Source organism: Kribbella solani (assembly GCF_014205295.1).
GTDB classification, from domain to species: Bacteria; Actinomycetota; Actinomycetes; order Propionibacteriales; family Kribbellaceae; genus Kribbella; species Kribbella solani.
Genome location: NZ_JACHNF010000001.1, coordinates 5,543,449 through 5,558,242 on the forward strand (window position 1 = coordinate 5,543,449; position 14,794 = coordinate 5,558,242).

Annotated in this window: 17 protein-coding genes; 9 read left to right on the top strand and 8 right to left on the bottom strand. The window is 67.8% G+C overall.

The window, feature by feature from the left end:
* Window positions 1–12 precede the first annotated feature (12 nt).
* The 3 genes from HDA44_RS25475 (at window position 13) to HDA44_RS25485 (ending at window position 2,614) form a co-directional block, all read left to right on the top strand.
* A complete protein-coding gene (locus HDA44_RS25475; protein WP_184838566.1) occupies window positions 13–711 on the top strand; it encodes a PadR family transcriptional regulator in 699 nt (232 codons plus the stop codon).
* Between the two features lie 146 nt (window positions 712–857).
* On the top strand, window positions 858–1,838 hold the full coding sequence (locus HDA44_RS25480; protein WP_184838568.1) for an ATP-binding cassette domain-containing protein: 981 nt from the start codon (window positions 858–860) through the stop codon (window positions 1,836–1,838).
* Complete coding sequence (locus tag HDA44_RS25485; protein ID WP_184838570.1) at window positions 1,838–2,614, top strand: ABC transporter permease; 777 nt, start codon at window positions 1,838–1,840, stop codon at window positions 2,612–2,614. The genes HDA44_RS25480 and HDA44_RS25485 overlap by 1 nt, the downstream gene beginning before the upstream one ends.
* On the opposite strand, the gene HDA44_RS25490 is transcribed toward HDA44_RS25485, so the two are convergent.
* A complete protein-coding gene (locus HDA44_RS25490) occupies window positions 2,606–3,664 on the bottom strand; it encodes an adenosine deaminase (RefSeq protein WP_184838572.1) in 1,059 nt (352 codons plus the stop codon). The two genes, HDA44_RS25485 and HDA44_RS25490, sit on opposite strands and share 9 nt — an antisense overlap.
* A 95-nt stretch (window positions 3,665–3,759) precedes the next feature.
* On the opposite strand from HDA44_RS25490, the gene HDA44_RS25495 reads away from it, so the two are divergent.
* A complete protein-coding gene (locus HDA44_RS25495) occupies window positions 3,760–4,821 on the top strand; it encodes a PDDEXK nuclease domain-containing protein (protein WP_184838574.1) in 1,062 nt (353 codons plus the stop codon).
* A gap of 37 nt (window positions 4,822–4,858) precedes the next feature.
* On the opposite strand, the gene HDA44_RS25500 is transcribed toward HDA44_RS25495, so the two are convergent.
* Window positions 4,859–5,326, bottom strand: coding sequence for a nitroreductase family deazaflavin-dependent oxidoreductase (locus HDA44_RS25500; protein ID WP_184838576.1), 468 nt, complete (start codon window positions 5,324–5,326; stop codon window positions 4,859–4,861).
* Window positions 5,327–5,433: 107 nt separating this feature from the next.
* On the opposite strand from HDA44_RS25500, the gene HDA44_RS25505 reads away from it, so the two are divergent.
* Window positions 5,434–6,126 carry a TetR/AcrR family transcriptional regulator gene (locus tag HDA44_RS25505; protein ID WP_184838578.1) on the top strand — a complete coding sequence of 231 codons (693 nt, stop codon included), beginning with the start codon at window positions 5,434–5,436 and terminating at the stop codon, window positions 6,124–6,126.
* Here HDA44_RS25505 and aat read toward each other — a convergent pair.
* Window positions 6,119–6,784: a leucyl/phenylalanyl-tRNA--protein transferase gene (gene aat / locus HDA44_RS25510; protein ID WP_184838580.1), complete on the bottom strand. Its 666-nt coding sequence runs from the start codon at window positions 6,782–6,784 to the stop codon at window positions 6,119–6,121. The two genes, HDA44_RS25505 and aat, sit on opposite strands and share 8 nt — an antisense overlap.
* 198 nt (window positions 6,785–6,982) lie before the next feature.
* On the opposite strand from aat, the gene HDA44_RS25515 reads away from it, so the two are divergent.
* Window positions 6,983–7,678, top strand: coding sequence for an EcsC family protein (locus HDA44_RS25515; protein ID WP_184838582.1), 696 nt, complete (start codon window positions 6,983–6,985; stop codon window positions 7,676–7,678).
* A 167-nt stretch (window positions 7,679–7,845) separates the two neighbouring features.
* Here the strand turns inward: HDA44_RS25515 and HDA44_RS25520 are convergent, their stop codons facing one another.
* Window positions 7,846–8,688, bottom strand: a complete 843-nt coding sequence (locus HDA44_RS25520; RefSeq protein ID WP_202887555.1) for an MmyB family transcriptional regulator — start codon at window positions 8,686–8,688, stop codon at window positions 7,846–7,848.
* A gap of 223 nt (window positions 8,689–8,911) precedes the next feature.
* Between HDA44_RS25520 and HDA44_RS25525 the strand changes: the two genes are divergently transcribed.
* The gene (locus HDA44_RS25525; RefSeq protein WP_425557185.1) at window positions 8,912–9,793 is read left to right on the top strand and encodes a hydroxymethylglutaryl-CoA lyase; all 882 of its coding nucleotides are present in this window, start codon (window positions 8,912–8,914) and stop codon (window positions 9,791–9,793) included.
* A 25-nt stretch (window positions 9,794–9,818) separates the two neighbouring features.
* On the opposite strand, the gene HDA44_RS25530 is transcribed toward HDA44_RS25525, so the two are convergent.
* The gene (locus tag HDA44_RS25530) at window positions 9,819–10,268 is read right to left on the bottom strand and encodes a pyridoxamine 5'-phosphate oxidase family protein (protein WP_184838589.1); all 450 of its coding nucleotides are present in this window, start codon (window positions 10,266–10,268) and stop codon (window positions 9,819–9,821) included.
* A 67-nt stretch (window positions 10,269–10,335) separates the two neighbouring features.
* Between HDA44_RS25530 and HDA44_RS25535 the strand changes: the two genes are divergently transcribed.
* On the top strand, window positions 10,336–10,923 hold the full coding sequence (locus HDA44_RS25535) for a TetR/AcrR family transcriptional regulator (protein ID WP_184838591.1): 588 nt from the start codon (window positions 10,336–10,338) through the stop codon (window positions 10,921–10,923).
* A gap of 150 nt (window positions 10,924–11,073) precedes the next feature.
* Entirely contained in the window at window positions 11,074–11,718 is a 645-nt protein-coding gene (locus HDA44_RS25540; protein WP_184838593.1) for a GNAT family N-acetyltransferase, read from the top strand.
* 104 nt (window positions 11,719–11,822) lie between these two features.
* Here the strand turns inward: HDA44_RS25540 and HDA44_RS25545 are convergent, their stop codons facing one another.
* From HDA44_RS25545 to HDA44_RS25555, 3 genes are all read right to left on the bottom strand, one after another.
* The gene (locus HDA44_RS25545; protein ID WP_184838595.1) at window positions 11,823–12,614 is read right to left on the bottom strand and encodes a metallophosphoesterase family protein; all 792 of its coding nucleotides are present in this window, start codon (window positions 12,612–12,614) and stop codon (window positions 11,823–11,825) included.
* 192 nt (window positions 12,615–12,806) lie between these two features.
* Window positions 12,807–14,021, bottom strand: a complete 1,215-nt coding sequence (locus tag HDA44_RS25550) for a TrbL/VirB6 family protein (protein WP_184838598.1) — start codon at window positions 14,019–14,021, stop codon at window positions 12,807–12,809.
* The gene (locus HDA44_RS25555) at window positions 14,021–14,788 is read right to left on the bottom strand and encodes a DUF8175 domain-containg protein (protein ID WP_184838600.1); all 768 of its coding nucleotides are present in this window, start codon (window positions 14,786–14,788) and stop codon (window positions 14,021–14,023) included. The genes HDA44_RS25550 and HDA44_RS25555 overlap by 1 nt, the downstream gene beginning before the upstream one ends.
* Between the last annotated feature and the right edge of the window lie 6 nt (window positions 14,789–14,794).

Here is a 14,794-nt window from a genome sequence, read left to right on the forward strand (position 1 = left end):
GAGGAGTACGAGATGGGCAAACGGCGCAAGGTCGGCAACCCGTTGGCATTCGCCGTGCTCGGCACCCTGTTCGAGCGGCCGATGCACCCGTACGAGATCTCCACGACGCTCCGCGAGCGCGGCAAGGACCAGAGCATCAAGGTCAACTACGGTTCGCTCTACTCGGTCGTCGCGGCGCTGGAGAAGCACGGCTTCGTCGAAGCGGGCGAGAAGATCCGGGAGGGCAACCGGCCGGAGCGGACGGTGTACCGGATCACCGACGCGGGACAGGCCGAGTTCGACGACTGGCTGACCGAGCTGGTCGGTACGCCGTCCCGTGAGTTCCATCCGCTGGAGGCCGGGCTCGCCTACCTTCCCGGCCTGCTGCCGGATCGGGCCGTCGAGTTGCTCGAACAGCGGCTGGTGCTGATCGACACCGAGATCCGCGAGCTGACCGCGGCGCACAAGCTGATGGACTCGAAAGACCTCCCGCGGATCTTCTGGGTCGAGTCGGAGTTCCGGCTGGCGCTGCTGCGGGCCGAGTCGGAGTACGTGCACCAGCTCGCGGAGGAGATCCGCACGGACTCCCTCAGCGGCTCGACGTTCTGGCGCAAGGCCTGGAAGGTCTACCTGGAGGACGGCATCGCGCCGGGCGACCAGCTGAAGGACCCGGTCAAGTACTTCGGTCAGGAATTCACCTGGATGCAGGAGGTTCCGCCGGAAGCCCACTAGGGCGCGGCCCTCGGCCCACGGTGCGGCAACACCACGGGTCAAGGGCCGCAAGTTCCTCGAGTCGGTCCGAAGACCTGGCACCCAAGGCGCAACCATCAGGATAGCCAGCCCGACGACCGGCTCCCCAATCACAAGGGAGTCAACAGATGGCTACGCATGCCGTCGAAGCAGTCGACCTGGTCAAGACCTACCCGGCTGGGCGGAAGAAACCACCACTGCGCGCGCTCGACGGGCTCACCGTCAGCGTCCCGGAGGGCGTCGTCCTCGGCCTGCTCGGGCCGAACGGGGCCGGCAAGTCCACCACGGTCAAGATCCTTACGACCCTCTCGCGGGCCGACTCCGGCAGCGCGCGGGTGGCCGGGTACGACGTGGGGCGGGAGCAGGACAAAGTACGGCACGCGATCGGGTACGTGCCGCAGAAATCCAGCTCGGACCCGATGGCGACCGGGATCGAGAACCTGGTCCTGAGCGGCCGGATCTTCGGTCTGTCCCGAACGGACGCGACCCGGCGGGCGAACGAGTTGCTGGCCCGGTTCGGCCTGACCGAGCACGGCGGCCGGCCGGTGCGTACGTACTCCGGCGGAATGCAACGCAAACTGGACGTCGCGCTCGGCCTGGTACACCGGCCGAAAGTGCTGTTCCTGGACGAGCCGACGACCGGGCTGGACCCGGAAGCCCGCGCCGACCTGTGGAACGAGGTGCTCCGGATGTCCGGCCAGGAAGGGCTGACCGTCCTGCTCACCACGCACTACCTGGAAGAGGCCGACCGGCTCGCCGGGCAACTGGCGATCGTGGATCACGGCAAGATCGTTGCCGAAGGCACCCCGGAGGCGTTGAAGGCCGGGCTGCGTGGCGATTCGGTCCAGGTCGAGCTGGTCGATCCCGACACCGAGGGCACCGTGCGTACGCTGCTCCGCCAACTGTCCGGTATCGGCGAAGTCATTGTCGAAGGCAACGTCTTGCGAGCGCGGGTCAATCGCGGCGCGACCGCCGTACCAGCCGTACTGGGAGCCCTTGAGGACAAGGCGATTCCGGTCGCCGCCGTGACGGTTTCGCGGCCGTCGCTGGACGACGTCTATCTGCAGCACACCGGCCGTTCGTTCCGGATCACCGAGGAGGCCGCGTGATGTCCGCGACGATTTCCCACACCGGCCTGGTACTCGGCCGGTGGACGCGCGCTTCGTACCGGCAGCCGGCCTTGATCGCGTTCACGTTGGTGCAGCCGGCGATCTGGCTGCTGTTGTTCGGGCAGTTGTTCCAGGGCGTCGTACACATCCCGGGGTTCGGCAACTCGTCGTACATCGCGTTCCTGACGCCGGGGATCGTGATGATGACCGCGCTGATGACGAGCGGCTGGAGCGGTACGTCGTTCATCCAGGACATGGAGCGCGGCGTGATGGACCGGATGCTCGCGTCGCCGGTCAGCCGCGGCGGACTGATGGCGGGGCAGTTGCTCAGCAGCGCGTCGACCACGCTGATCCAGACGATCCTGGTGTTCGCGATCGGGATCGCGGCCGGCGCCCGCTACCACGGCGGGATCGGCGGCTACCTGGTCACGATCCTCGCGTCGGTGCTGGTCGGGCTGTCGTTCGGTTCGCTGTCGAACGCGGTCGCGCTGCTCACCCGGCAGCAGACGGCGCTGATCGGGATCTCCCAGTTCGTGTCGCTGCCGCTGACGTTCATGTCGTCGATCATGATCGATCCGTCGGTCGCACCGCACTGGGTGAACGTCGCGGCACGTTTCAATCCGGTCGACTGGGCAACGATCGCGGCTCGGCAGTCGCTGGCAGCCGACCCGGACTGGTCATCGGTGTGGCGGCACCTCGGTTATCTGGTCGCTTTCACACTGGTCGTCGGATGGTTGTCCACAAGGGCATTCCGCACGTACCAGCGATCAGTGTGACGCGTACCAGGGCTTGATCACCTCGTCTATCAGCTTCAGTCTTTCGTCGAAAGGTATGAAGGCGGACTTCATCGCGTTGATCGCGAACCAGCGGAAGTCGTCCAGCCCGTAGCCGAACGCGTCGGCAAGCAAGGCGAGCTCACGGCTCATCGACGTACCGCTCATCAACCGGTTGTCGGTGTTGACGGTGACCCGGAACCGGAGCTTCGTGAGCAGGCCGATCGGGTGCTCGGCGATCGACGCGGCGGCACCGGTCTGGAGGTTCGAGCTCGGGCACATCTCCAGCGGAATCCGGCGATCCCGGACGTACGCCGCGAGCCGCCCGAGCTCGGCCTGCTCACCGTCGTACGTGATGTCGTCGATGATGCGGACGCCATGACCGAGCCGGTCCGCACCGCACCACTGGATCGCCTGCCAGATCGACGGCAACCCGAACGCCTCACCGGCATGGATGGTGAAATGCGCGTTCTCCCGTTGCAGGTACTCGAACGCGTCCAGGTGCCGGGTGGGCGGAAAACCCGCCTCGGCGCCGGCGATGTCGAACCCGACCACGCCGCCGTCCCGGTACCCGACCGCGAGCTCGGCGATCTCCATCGACCGCGCCTTGTGCCGCATCGCGGTCAGCAACTGCCGCGCCACGATCGGCCGCTCGGCCACCGCCATCCCGTGCTCGAACCCGTCCCGGACCGCGTCCACGACCTGTTCAAGACTCAGCCCACGATTCAGGTGCTGCTCCGGCGCATAGCGCACTTCCGCGTACAGGACACCGTCCGCGGCCAGATCCTGTACACACTCGCTGGCCACCCGCTTGATCGCCTCGGCCGTCTGCATCACCCCGACGGTGTGATCGAACGTCTCCAGGTACCGCTCCAGCGACCCCGAATCCGCCGACTCGACGAACCAGACCCCCAACTCGTCGGCATCCGTCCGCGGCAACGCATGCCCAACCTCCCCCGCCAACTCCACCACAGTCCCCGGCCGCAACCCACCATCCAAATGATCATGCAGCAACACCTTGGGCGCCGCCCTCAACCCCTCAGCCGAAATCATCCCCCCATCCTCCCAGCCAAGTCGCCCGAATCTGCCCCTGGATGCCCTCGAATGGCCGTCGTGTCAGCGACGCCGAACGCGGAAGCCTGAGCGGCATGAACGACATGACGCCGCGCTTCGAAAGCGCCCCCGCCCGATCGTCCCTGCCCAGCTGGTACCCGGAGTTGCTCGATGAGGTCTCCGAGCACGTCGCGATCGGCCACCGACGTGCGGTGACCGCAGCCAACCAGGAGCTGTTGCGCAGTTACTGGTCGGTGGGGCAGAAAATTCTCGGTCGGCAGCACGCGGAAGGGTGGGGAGCGAAGGTGATCGACCGGCTGTCGACCGACCTGAAGACACGCTTCCCAGGTACGACCGGGTACTCGCCGCGCAACCTCAAGTACATGCGGGCTTTTGCGGATTCCTGGCCACGTGAGGCGATTGTGCAAGCGCCACTTGCACAATTGCCCTGGTACCACCACCTCGCTCTTCTGACCAAGGTCGAACACCCCGAACTGCGGATCTGGTACGCCGCCGCGGCCGTCGAGCACGGGTGGAGCCGGGACGTGCTGGTGCTGCACATCGAGGGACGGTTCCACGAGCGGTCAGGGCAGGCGGTGACCAACTTCGCGACCGCACTGCCGCCGGAGGAATCCGACCTGGCGCAGCAGGCAACCCGCGACCCGTACCTGTTCGACTTCCTCGGCAGCACCGACGGGTGGCGGGAGCGTGAGGTCGAGCAGAAGCTGGTCGAACACGTCGGAAAGTTCTTGCTCGAACTCGGCCAGGGGTTCGCGTTCATCGGCGAGCAGGTCCGGCTCGAGCTGGCCGGTGAGGAGTTCTTCTGCGACCTGCTCTTCTATCACCTGGAGTTGCGGTGTTACGTGGTGATCGAGTTGAAGGCAGTGAAGTTCAACGCGGCGTTCCTGGGGCAGCTCGGGCTGTACATGGCGGTCGTCGACGACGTACTCGCGAAGGACGGCGACAAACCGACGATCGGCTTGCTGCTCTGCCGGAACAAGAACCAGGTCGTCGCGGAGTACGCGTTGAAGGGTTTCAAGGCGCCGATGGGTGTGGCGGAGTGGACGAGCGCTATCAATCGTTCGCTGCCTGCGGAGTTCCGATCCGCGCTGCCGAGTGTTGACGTACTGGAAGCGGAACTGACCGCCGGGGACTGAGTCCACCGTTTGTGCAAGCCGGCGTTGCACGAATGGATCAGCGGATCTTGAAGACGGGGACGCCGGGGGCGATGTGGTGGAGGACCTCGTCGGGGGAGTTCTTGGTGACGTCGCCGCTGAAGAAGGTGCCGACCTCCCAGGCCCACTTCTTCAGGTACAGGCGGAGGGCGGGGAGTTTGTCGGCGTCGGCGAGCTCCTCGGCGTGGAAGGTTTCGACCGTGCGGCCGAGTTGCAGGCGGGCGACGCCGCTGGCGCGCAGGTTCTTCACCCACTGGGTGTGGCCGCGCGGGGCGACCAGGTAGCGCTGGCCGTCGATCACCAGCAGGTTCACCGGCGTACTCCGCCACTCGCCGGACTTGCGGCCCTGGACCGAGAGCACCCGGCTGCCCATCAGGCTGAGACCGAGCTTCGTCAGCCGGGCGACGATCCGGTTGAAGACCCGCATGCTGCCCTCGGACGCGGTGATGACGCGCTTGCTGTCGTAGGTCTGCTTGTACTCGGTCATGACATCTCCCTATTTACGAGAGCGGTGCTCTCTGTTGTGATCAGTGAACACCGGATCGCTGCTCACTGTCAAGAGCACTGCTCTCGGTTTTGTGGCAGACTGACCACATGAACGCCGGACGTACCGCCCGTGAACGTGCCCGGGCCGAGCTGACCGAGGAGATCAAGAACACCGCGCGCGAGCAGCTGGCGACGGTCGGCGCGGAGGCGCTGTCGCTACGGGCGATCTCCCGCGAGCTGGGCATGGTCTCGTCGGCGCTCTACCGGTACTTCGCCAGCCGCGACGAGTTGCTGACCGCGTTGATCATCGACGCGTACAACGCCCTCGGCGCGGCAGCCGAGGCGGCCACGGACTCGTCGGAGGGTGACCTGATCGACGAGTGGCTGTCGGTCTACGCCGCGGTCCGGGGCTGGGCACGGACTTATCCACAGGAGTACGCGTTGATCTACGGCTCCCCGATCAGCGGGTACGAGGCGCCGCAAACAACGGTCGAGCCCGCGGCCCGGGTTCCGCTGGTACTGCTCGGCCTCCTCCAGCGAGCGCAGACCGCCGGCCGCCTCGACACACCCGCCGACGCGCCGCATCCGACCGGAGTGCTGGCGAAGCAGACCGAGGTACTGGTCGCGCTGGCACCGGACGTACCGCCGGCGGTGCTCGTACGGACAGTGATCGTGTGGACGCAGCTCTTCGGGATGATCAGCTTCGAACTGTTCGGTCAGCTGGTCGGTTCGATGGACCCGGCCGACGAGTTCTTCGAGTCGGCCGCGCGGCAGCTGGCTGCGTTCGTGGGACTCAAGTGAATGCCTTCGGCAACGGTACGTCGGCCGCGCGGGCGAGTCGGCGTACGTAGGTCTCGCGCGGAATCGACACCGCGCCGAGCGTCGCCAGGTGATCGGTGACCCATTGGATGTCGAACACGCGATCAGCCGCGTACTCGTCGTCGAGCAGCTCGATCGTTCCGGCTACTGCCGCCTTCGAACCATCGGTTTTGTGGTGGAACATCGACTCACCGGCGAACAGTCCGCCGACCGCGACCCCGTACAAACCGCCGGCGAGTTCGTTACCGTCCCAGGCCTCGACGGAATGCACCCAGCCCATCCGGTGCAGTTCCGTGTACGCGGCGATGATGTCGCGATCGATCCACGCCCCGGGCCGGCGCGGATCGGCGCAGGCCCGGATCACCTGGTCGAACGCCGTGTTCACCCGGATCTCGAACTTCGCCCGGGCGCGCCGCAGCGTACGCGACGGCTGATGCCCGGCGACCTCGATCACGCCGCGGTCGACCGGCGACCACCACAGCACCGACCCGCGGTGATCCGGCATCGGGAACAGGCCACGGCGGTACGCCGCCAGCACCGTCCCGGGCGCGAGATCCGCGCCACCCGCGACGACATCACTCGCCCCGGCCACCCCGACCGGCGGGAACTCCCAGACAGACGCGTCAGGCTCAACAGGCACGGCACCATCCTGAACCCCGGATCGCCAGGCCGTCACCTGCCCCCTTGCGCCCGGCGCGTCACGCTGAGCTCGCGGGCGGGCCGCGATCGTGATGCCCTGGAGATCCCTTAGGGGTTTCTCCCGAGTGGCGGGCGGCGGGGAGCCACGTACAGTTGAAGCACGTCCAGGCTCCGACTCGGCCGGGCGGGAAGGAGCACCGTGGCCGGAGTAACCAGGTTCGTCGCCAGCAGCCTCGCGCCCGCCGCGCAGCGCTTCGCCCCGACCGCCGCGGCGGGTGCGCTGCGCCAGGTCCTCGAAATCGCGATCGACGGGTACCAGCGCTTCCCCGGCGCGGAGCGGATCGCGGACAACAAGCTGGCCCGCTGCGGCGGCGACGCGCAGCTCGCGGTCGAGGCAGTGATCGACCAGCACATCCGGTTGGCCGGCGTACAAGGGTTCGTGACGAGTATCGGTGGGCTGGTCACCCTGCCGGTCGCCCTGCCGGCGAACCTGACCGGTCTGGCCGTGGTGCAGGCACGGATGGTGGCGGGGATCGCGCATCTGCGCGGGTACGACTTGGACGATCCCCGGGTACGGACCGCGGTGATCACCTGTTTGCTCGGCGAGGACGGGGTCGCGGATCGGCTACGCAAGTCGAGTCTCGTGACGTCCCCGCTGGCAATCGCGACCGCACCGGTGTTCGACCCGGAGCTGGACCGCCAGGTCGCCGGCGAGGTCGTCGCGGAACTGATCGCGCGAATCAGCGGAAAGCGGATGGCACTGACAGTCACCCGCCGCATCCCGCTACTCGGCGGCGCGGTCGGCGCCGGCGTCGACGGCTGGTCCACCTACCGAGTCGGCCAGTACGCCGACGAAAGCCTCGTACGCCGAATCCCCCGCCCCATCGAACCCTAACTGTGGATAACCGGCGTCCCGTGTGCCCGCCGACACGGTGCTTTGGGAAGCCACCGCGTACCCATCGGCCGCGGTAATACACGGTGGGTTCTCAAAGCCGCGGGGTGCACAGGCGCACCATCACCCCTGAACCGCAACTGGAGCTCAGCCGGCCGGTGTTGCGTTCGTCAGGCTGGCTGGGGGGTGGTGGGTTGGCGGCGGGTGCGGGGGAGGTTGGCTCGGGTGTCGGCGGTTGCTGGGGTCTCGATGAAGAGGATCAGCTCGGGGTGGGCCGGGACGCTCAGTTCGGTGACCGTGAAGTGCAGCTCGCCCGCTACCGGGTTGAGGATGCGGCGGACGCGCGGAGTACACGCCGCGACCTCGTGCCGTGACCACAGCCGATCGAACTCCGGGCTGCTCGAACGGAGCCGTTCGAGGTCGGTTTCCCAGTCCGGATCGCCGACGTGTTCGCCGTACGCCGAGCGGAGGCGGCCAACCAGGTACGGCACCTCGGTGTCGTAGTTGAGCAACTGCGCACGGGCGGCCGGCTCGGTGATGATGCACCAGAGCAGGTTCTTGTGGATGCACGGCAGTGCGTGCCAGTCATGGAACAGATCGCTGTACGCGGTGTTGGGGCGGATGATGTCGTACCGCGTGTTCGTGATCACGGCAGGCAGCGGGTCGAGCGCGTCCACGATCTCGCCCAGCACCGACTCGCTCGCACAATCCGCGGTCCGCGGCAGCCGCACCGGTGTCGCCTCGGCCAGCCGGTACAGGTGCTCGCGCTCGATCGGCGACAGCTTCAACGTCGCCGCGACCGCGTCGAGCACCTGCCCGCTCACGTTGATCGGCCGCCCCTGCTCGAGCCAGGTGTACCAAGTCACGCCGACGCCCGCGACCTGCGCCAGCTCCTCCCGCCGCAGCCCCGGCGTCCGCCGCCGCCCACCCCCAGGCAAACCGACATCCTCAGGAGCCACCCCGGCCCGCCGAGCCTTCAAGAACTCCCCGAGCTCAACCCGCTGCGCACGCACCCCACCATCCTTCCCCCACCCACCGACAATTTCTCGCCGGCCCACCACTTCCACCCCGACCCAACGCAAGCCGGCCGCGCTGACTTTCGCCTGCAGCATCAGTGCGTACGCCTAGGATTGAGCGGGGCTCCGGGATCAGCGGGCCGGAGGTCGACCGAGTAGCGCGCGGAGGCGGACAGTGCGGAAACCGCAGGTGGTGCGGAGCGAGGGTTTGCCTTCGCGGGTGACGATCTACGAGGTCGGGCCGCGGGACGGGTTGCAGAACGAGTCGGCGATCGTCGACGTGGCGGTGAAGGCCGAGTTCATCCGGCGGCTGATCGACGCCGGGCTGAGCACCGTCGAGACGACGAGTTTCGTCCACCCGAAGTGGGTTCCGCAGCTCGCCGACGCCGCCGAGCTGCTGGCCGGCCTGGACCTGCCCGCCGGCGTCCGCGCCCCGGTCCTGGTACCGAACGAGCGCGGCATCGACCGCGCCCTCGAGGCCGGCGTCCGGGAGATCGCGATCTTCGCCAGCGCGACCGAAACCTTCGCGGCGAAGAACCTGAACTCGACCCTCGACGACCAGTTCGCGATGTTCACGCCGACGGTGCAACGCGCGCTCGGCGAAGGTTTGGCGGTCCGCGGATACGTCTCGATGTGTTACGGCGACCCATGGGAGGGTGACGTACCGATCGATCAGGTGGTCAAGGTCGGGGCCCGGCTGGTCGAGCTCGGGTGCCACGAACTCTCGCTGGGCGACACGATCGGGGTCGCGACACCGGGGCAGGTACGCGCGTTGATCGCCGCGTTCGGCGCGGCCGGGGTCGGGGTGGAGAAGCTCGCGGTGCATTTCCATGACACGTACGGGCAGGCGCTGGCGAACACCCTGACCGCACTGCGCGAGGGCGTCACCACGGTTGACAGCTCGGCGGGCGGGCTGGGCGGGTGCCCGTACGCCGAGAGCGCGACCGGCAACCTCGCCACCGAGGACCTGCTCTGGCAACTGGACGGCCTCGGCATCGAGACCGGTGTCGACCTGGAAAAGCTGGTCTCCACCAGCGGCTGGATGGCGACCCAGCTGGGCAAGCCGTCCGCGAGCCGAGTAGTCCAGGCGCTCGCCGGATGAGCTCGCCCGCGCCGGATCCTTTGGGTCAGCCCAGGTCGTTGGTGAAGTCGGCCGTGTTCCACTTCGTGGGTTTCATGGTGTAGACGAAGTCGGTTTCGGCGGCACCGGCTTCGTACCAGCCCTTCGCGTACGCCGTGCCCTGCTCTTCGCCCAGGTAGCGGATCGCCAGCGGAAGAACATCGGTGATGCCTTCGGTTCCGCGGATCTCGACGACCGGGCCTTCGACCGTTACGTAGCGGTACGGGAGCGATTCGGACTGTACGACCAGGCTGAAACGCTTCGCCGCGTCGATGGCGACGCCCTTGCGGGACGTGCGGTTCATCATCACGGAGATGCCGGTCTCGGGGCTGTAGGTGTACCAGATCGGCGCGCTGACCGGCGCGCGGTCGGGATCGTTCGAGGCGACGGAGAGTACGCCGACGCGGACGTCCGACAGGAACGCGTCCCGCTCGCTGCGACTCAGACGGGTTGGCATGGGGGATCCTTTCGATTAGGTCAGTGACCAATAATAGGTCATCGACCTAGGCACGTACACTGAGGTCATGAGGAGCTCGCTGAGTACGCGCGGCTATGAGCGGTACTGCGAAGTGCTGGCGGCGGCGCGGGAGCTCCTGGTCGACGAGGGATTCGACCGGTTCGTACTGCGGCGGGTCGCGGCGAAGACCGGGATGACGCTGGGCAACTTGCAGTACTACTTCGCGACCCGTGACGATCTGCTCGAAGCAGTGATCCGGTGCGAGTTCGAGCAGGACCTGGTGGCGGTACGGAACGCCACGACGATCGACGGTTTGAAGGAAGCCGCGGGAGCACTGGTCGACAACTGGACCAGTGGCGCCGGCACCGCCTTCGGCACGATGTCGCTGCTCGCGTACCACCAGGAGCGGTTCCGGCGGCTGAACCGCGAGATCTACGCGACCTTCTACGACGAGCTCGGCGTACTGATCCGGCGGGTCACGACCGGGCTGAGCGACGACGAGGTCGCGACGCGGGCGCGCCTGATCACCTCGGTCCTGGACGGTGTCGCCCTCCAGATCCACGCCGGTACCGAACCGGACGAGCGCACCGCCCTCACCAACCGCGCCGCCGCCGTCGTCATCACCATCGCCACCGGCGACCCCGAGTCCCGGTGAACTGAGGCCGTACCGAAGCACGGGTAGTGGTGGCGCCGACCTGCGTCCTGGCGGCGTCCGCGCCGCCTGACGTGGCCGCAGGCATCGAACCACTACCTGTCCTTCGGTACCTGTGGATGAGGCGACGCTCGGGTTCGTGAGAATAGGCGGGTGACGACTCTTGGGGACATCTTTGCGGCGGTTGAGCGTGGGGTTTTTCCGGTGGTGGATCTGGGGGTGAGTGTGGTGCCGGCGCCTTCCGAGCGGGAGTCGGCGGTGGTGGCGTTCACCGGGCATGTGGTCGTGGCGGCCGAGGTGACGCCGGAGTGGGTCGCCGCGCGGGTGCCTGTGGATGACCTGGCCACGCCGACCAACCCGCCGTTTCTGAGCGCGCTCGCCGCGGCGACCGGGCGGCGGGTCAGCTCGAACGACGCGATGCTGCTCGCGCCGGCCGTGACCGATCCGGACGAACGCGCGGCCGCGGTGGAAGGCCTGACCCCGCTGACCGACCTCGACCATCCCAGGGTGCGGCGGGCGCTCGACTACCGCGACGACGTGCAGGCGTACGGCGACGTACACGGCGGGGTCGTGGTCACCGGACGCGGAGTCGCCGGGCGGCTGGAGTGCGCGATCGAGTTGCCGGACGAGGTGTGGGGCCGTGGGCACGGACGGCGGCTGGCCCGCGCGGCGCGCGCGTTGATCCCCACCGGGGCGTCGATCTGGGCGCAGGTCACGCCGGGTAACGCGGCGTCACTGCGGGCATTCCTCGCGGCCGGGTATCAGCCGGTCGGCTCCGAGGCGCTTCTGGTCAGGTGAGCGGAGGTCCGCTGTTCAGGTGGCCAGGAGCTGAACATCCATCGGATAGTTGCTGTCAGCCCCCAATTCACAGCTGTGGATAACCCTGGGGAAAGTGGGCCGCTTCAGCTTGGCGCCGTCGGCGTACGGCGGCCGTGGTAGGCGCGCGGAATGCTGTTGTAGAGGTTCGTCCGGTACAGGCCGTGGATGAGTTCCGACTCGTAGCCGTCGCATTCCGGCATCCCGAGCTCGCGCGCGACGGCCAGTTCGGCGTACGCGTCGTACGGCACCCGGACGAACTGGATCGAGAACGGCGCCGGCGCCGGGGAGTCCAGTATGCCTTCGAGGATCACGTACACGGGGGTCGGATCGCCCAGGCTGTTGCCGACCGAACCGGTGTTGAACAGGGTTCGGCCGCGATCGGACTCGTAGAACGGGTCATGAGTGTCGGCGTACCCGACGACTGTGGGCACCGGGCCGTCGCCGGTCGCGGGGGTGTTCTCGAAGAAGCTCAGGAACTCGGCTTCGTCGTGGTCGTAGAGGATGCGGCGGTGAACATCCGTCGACGATGCGTGGAACAGGCGCACTTGGCGACCGCTGATCAGGAAGTCGTACGAGAACGGGAGCCCGCGCAACCAGGTCCACTGCTCCTCGCGCAGCTCGTTCTTCCACCAGCGCAGGGCTTCGCGGTCGTCAGTGCGGTTCGGGTCGGGGAGCGAGTCGTCCCAGTTGCCGAGGAGGTTCACCTCGCACACCTCACGACACTTATCCACAACCGCCCGGCCGCGCGGACCTTTGCCGACGTAGTCGCCGAGGTTGAAGATCCGCTCGATCCCACGAGCAGCAATATCCCCAAGCACCGCCTCCAGCGCAGTCAGATTCCCGTGCACGTCGGAGATCAGCGCAACCCGGTCCATACCCACATGCTTTCATCCACCCGCAGCCGCCTCACCAGGCACCGGGTTGCCGCCTGGGATGGAGGGTTGCCCCCTGGAATTTCGAGGGGGCAACCCTGCAGTTCGAGGGGCAACCCTCTTCGGGCGGGTTCGCGGGGCACTCCCTCGGGCGGGTTCGCGGCGGCAACCCCCTCGGGCGCGTGCGTTTGTCGGTTACCGGGTGGTTCGGTGGCGGCGGGGGTGGGTCAGGGGGCCGGCGGTGGGTGGGGTGGGGATGCCGCCTGCGGGTTCGCCGGCTGAGTGGGCGGCTGCGCCTGCTACGCCGCCGGCGGCTTTGCGGGCTGCGGCCAGGGCCAGGCCGGCGGCACCTGAGGCACCTGAGGCACCGGTGGCACCGGTGGAGTGGGGTGGGTTGGTCAGGGATGCGCCGGATGGGCTGGAGGGAGTGGGCGTGCCGGGGGAGGCAGTGCTCAGGCGGGAGGTAGCTATGTTGAGGGCACCGGTGGCGAGGCCGCCAGGGTCGGTGGCGGCAGTGCCCATTGCGGCGTTGCCGCCGGCCGCGGCGGTGGTGAGGGGGACCATGAAGCGGAGGAGGGCGGGGAGGGCGAAGATCGAGAGCAGGAGCATCATCATGCCGGTCATCGCCTGCATGACGGCGTCGGTGCTGCCGGGAGAGCTCTTGGACATCATGATCGCGGCCGCGTAGACAAGAGCGGCGGCAGGTTTGTACGCGATGAACGCGAGTGACCAGCCGCAGAACTTCTTCAGCCAGGTTCGGCCGATGTCGGTGTTGGTCGCGGCGGCGGCGAGCGGGAAGGCACCGGCGAGGAGTACGAGCATCGCGGAGCGGACCAGCATCAGGACCAGCTGGACCAGGGACGCGATGATGACGGAGACGCCGATCGCCATCGCGAGCAGGTTCGGCATCGTGTCCGCGACCAGGTCCGTGACTTTGCCGTCAGCTGACACCGGGCCACCGAACGCGGCGGCCAGTGACAGGTCCTTGGCCGCCTTGTCGATGATCGAGACCGCGAACGCGTCCGACCACTCCGCCAGCAACTGCATCGTCGCCGTCCCGGCCCCGGCCACCACGACGAAGGTCAGCATCGCCTTCAGCAGTTCTTGCGCCGGCTGCGCGCGTTGTTCCCAGGCGATCCGGATCCCGGCGATGATCACGGCGACCGTGAACACCCCGATCGTCACCGGCAGCAGACCGCTGTGCATGAACTCGATCGCCGGATTGTTGGTCCAGGTGTTGCCGTTCTGCTCGGCCAGGTGTGGGGTGTCGGGGCGGATCCAGAAGCTCGCGGACTGCAGGGTGTTCAGCGCGGCGTGGGTGGTTTCCTGCCGGAGCTGGTCCAGAACGTTCGCCGCGACCGCCTGGAAACCCTCCTTGACCTGGCAGCTGACCTCGAGCGGGCCGCACATCAGACACCGCTCCAGGCGACGAAGCCGGACAGGTCACGGTGCTGGGCGTACGGCGCGCCGACCGGCTCGTCGCCCGCTGGTGGTTGGAGACGCCAATCATTGTCGTGCCAGACGAGCGTGAAGTTCAGGCTCATGTACGCGGACTCGACCGGCATCGCGAGCATCAGACTGACGCGCTCCTGACCGGCGTCGATGATGCGGTAGCCGCTGAGTTGCGGGGTGGTGTACCCGCTGGTCGAGTTCTGTGCTTGCACTTTGCGGATCAGGGCATCGGTGGCCGGCCCGGGAAGCATCAGTTTGCGGGCGGTGCTGACGATGACGGATTGATCGGCGATCGCCGCGTACGCGTTGTAGGCGGCGTACACGGCGCCGGTCGGGGAGTGCGCGAAGCACCTACGGAAGCCGTCGGGGTCGGTGGTTGCCGGGCCGTTGGTCGTGGAGCGGGGGACGACGATGCGCCGGCTCACTTCCCAACTGTCCACGGTTGGCGCCTTGGAGGGGATCGCCTGATCGCCACCCGGAAGTTGGCAGCCGGAAGAACGCCGGCCGGTCTCCGCAGAGCCGATTGCCCCAACGGGATCAGCAGGCGTCGCGGGATCGGCGGGGGGCGCGGCACCAGCGCCCGGGGTGGTTTCCACGGCGGTTGGTTCGGCCGAGGTCAGGTTGGCGATCAGGAGGGTCGCGGCGCACAGGATGACGGCGGCGACGACGATGCAGGCCGCGATGAAACCCCGGCCGTACGGTGACTGCTCGCTGGTGTCGCGCATCTGAAC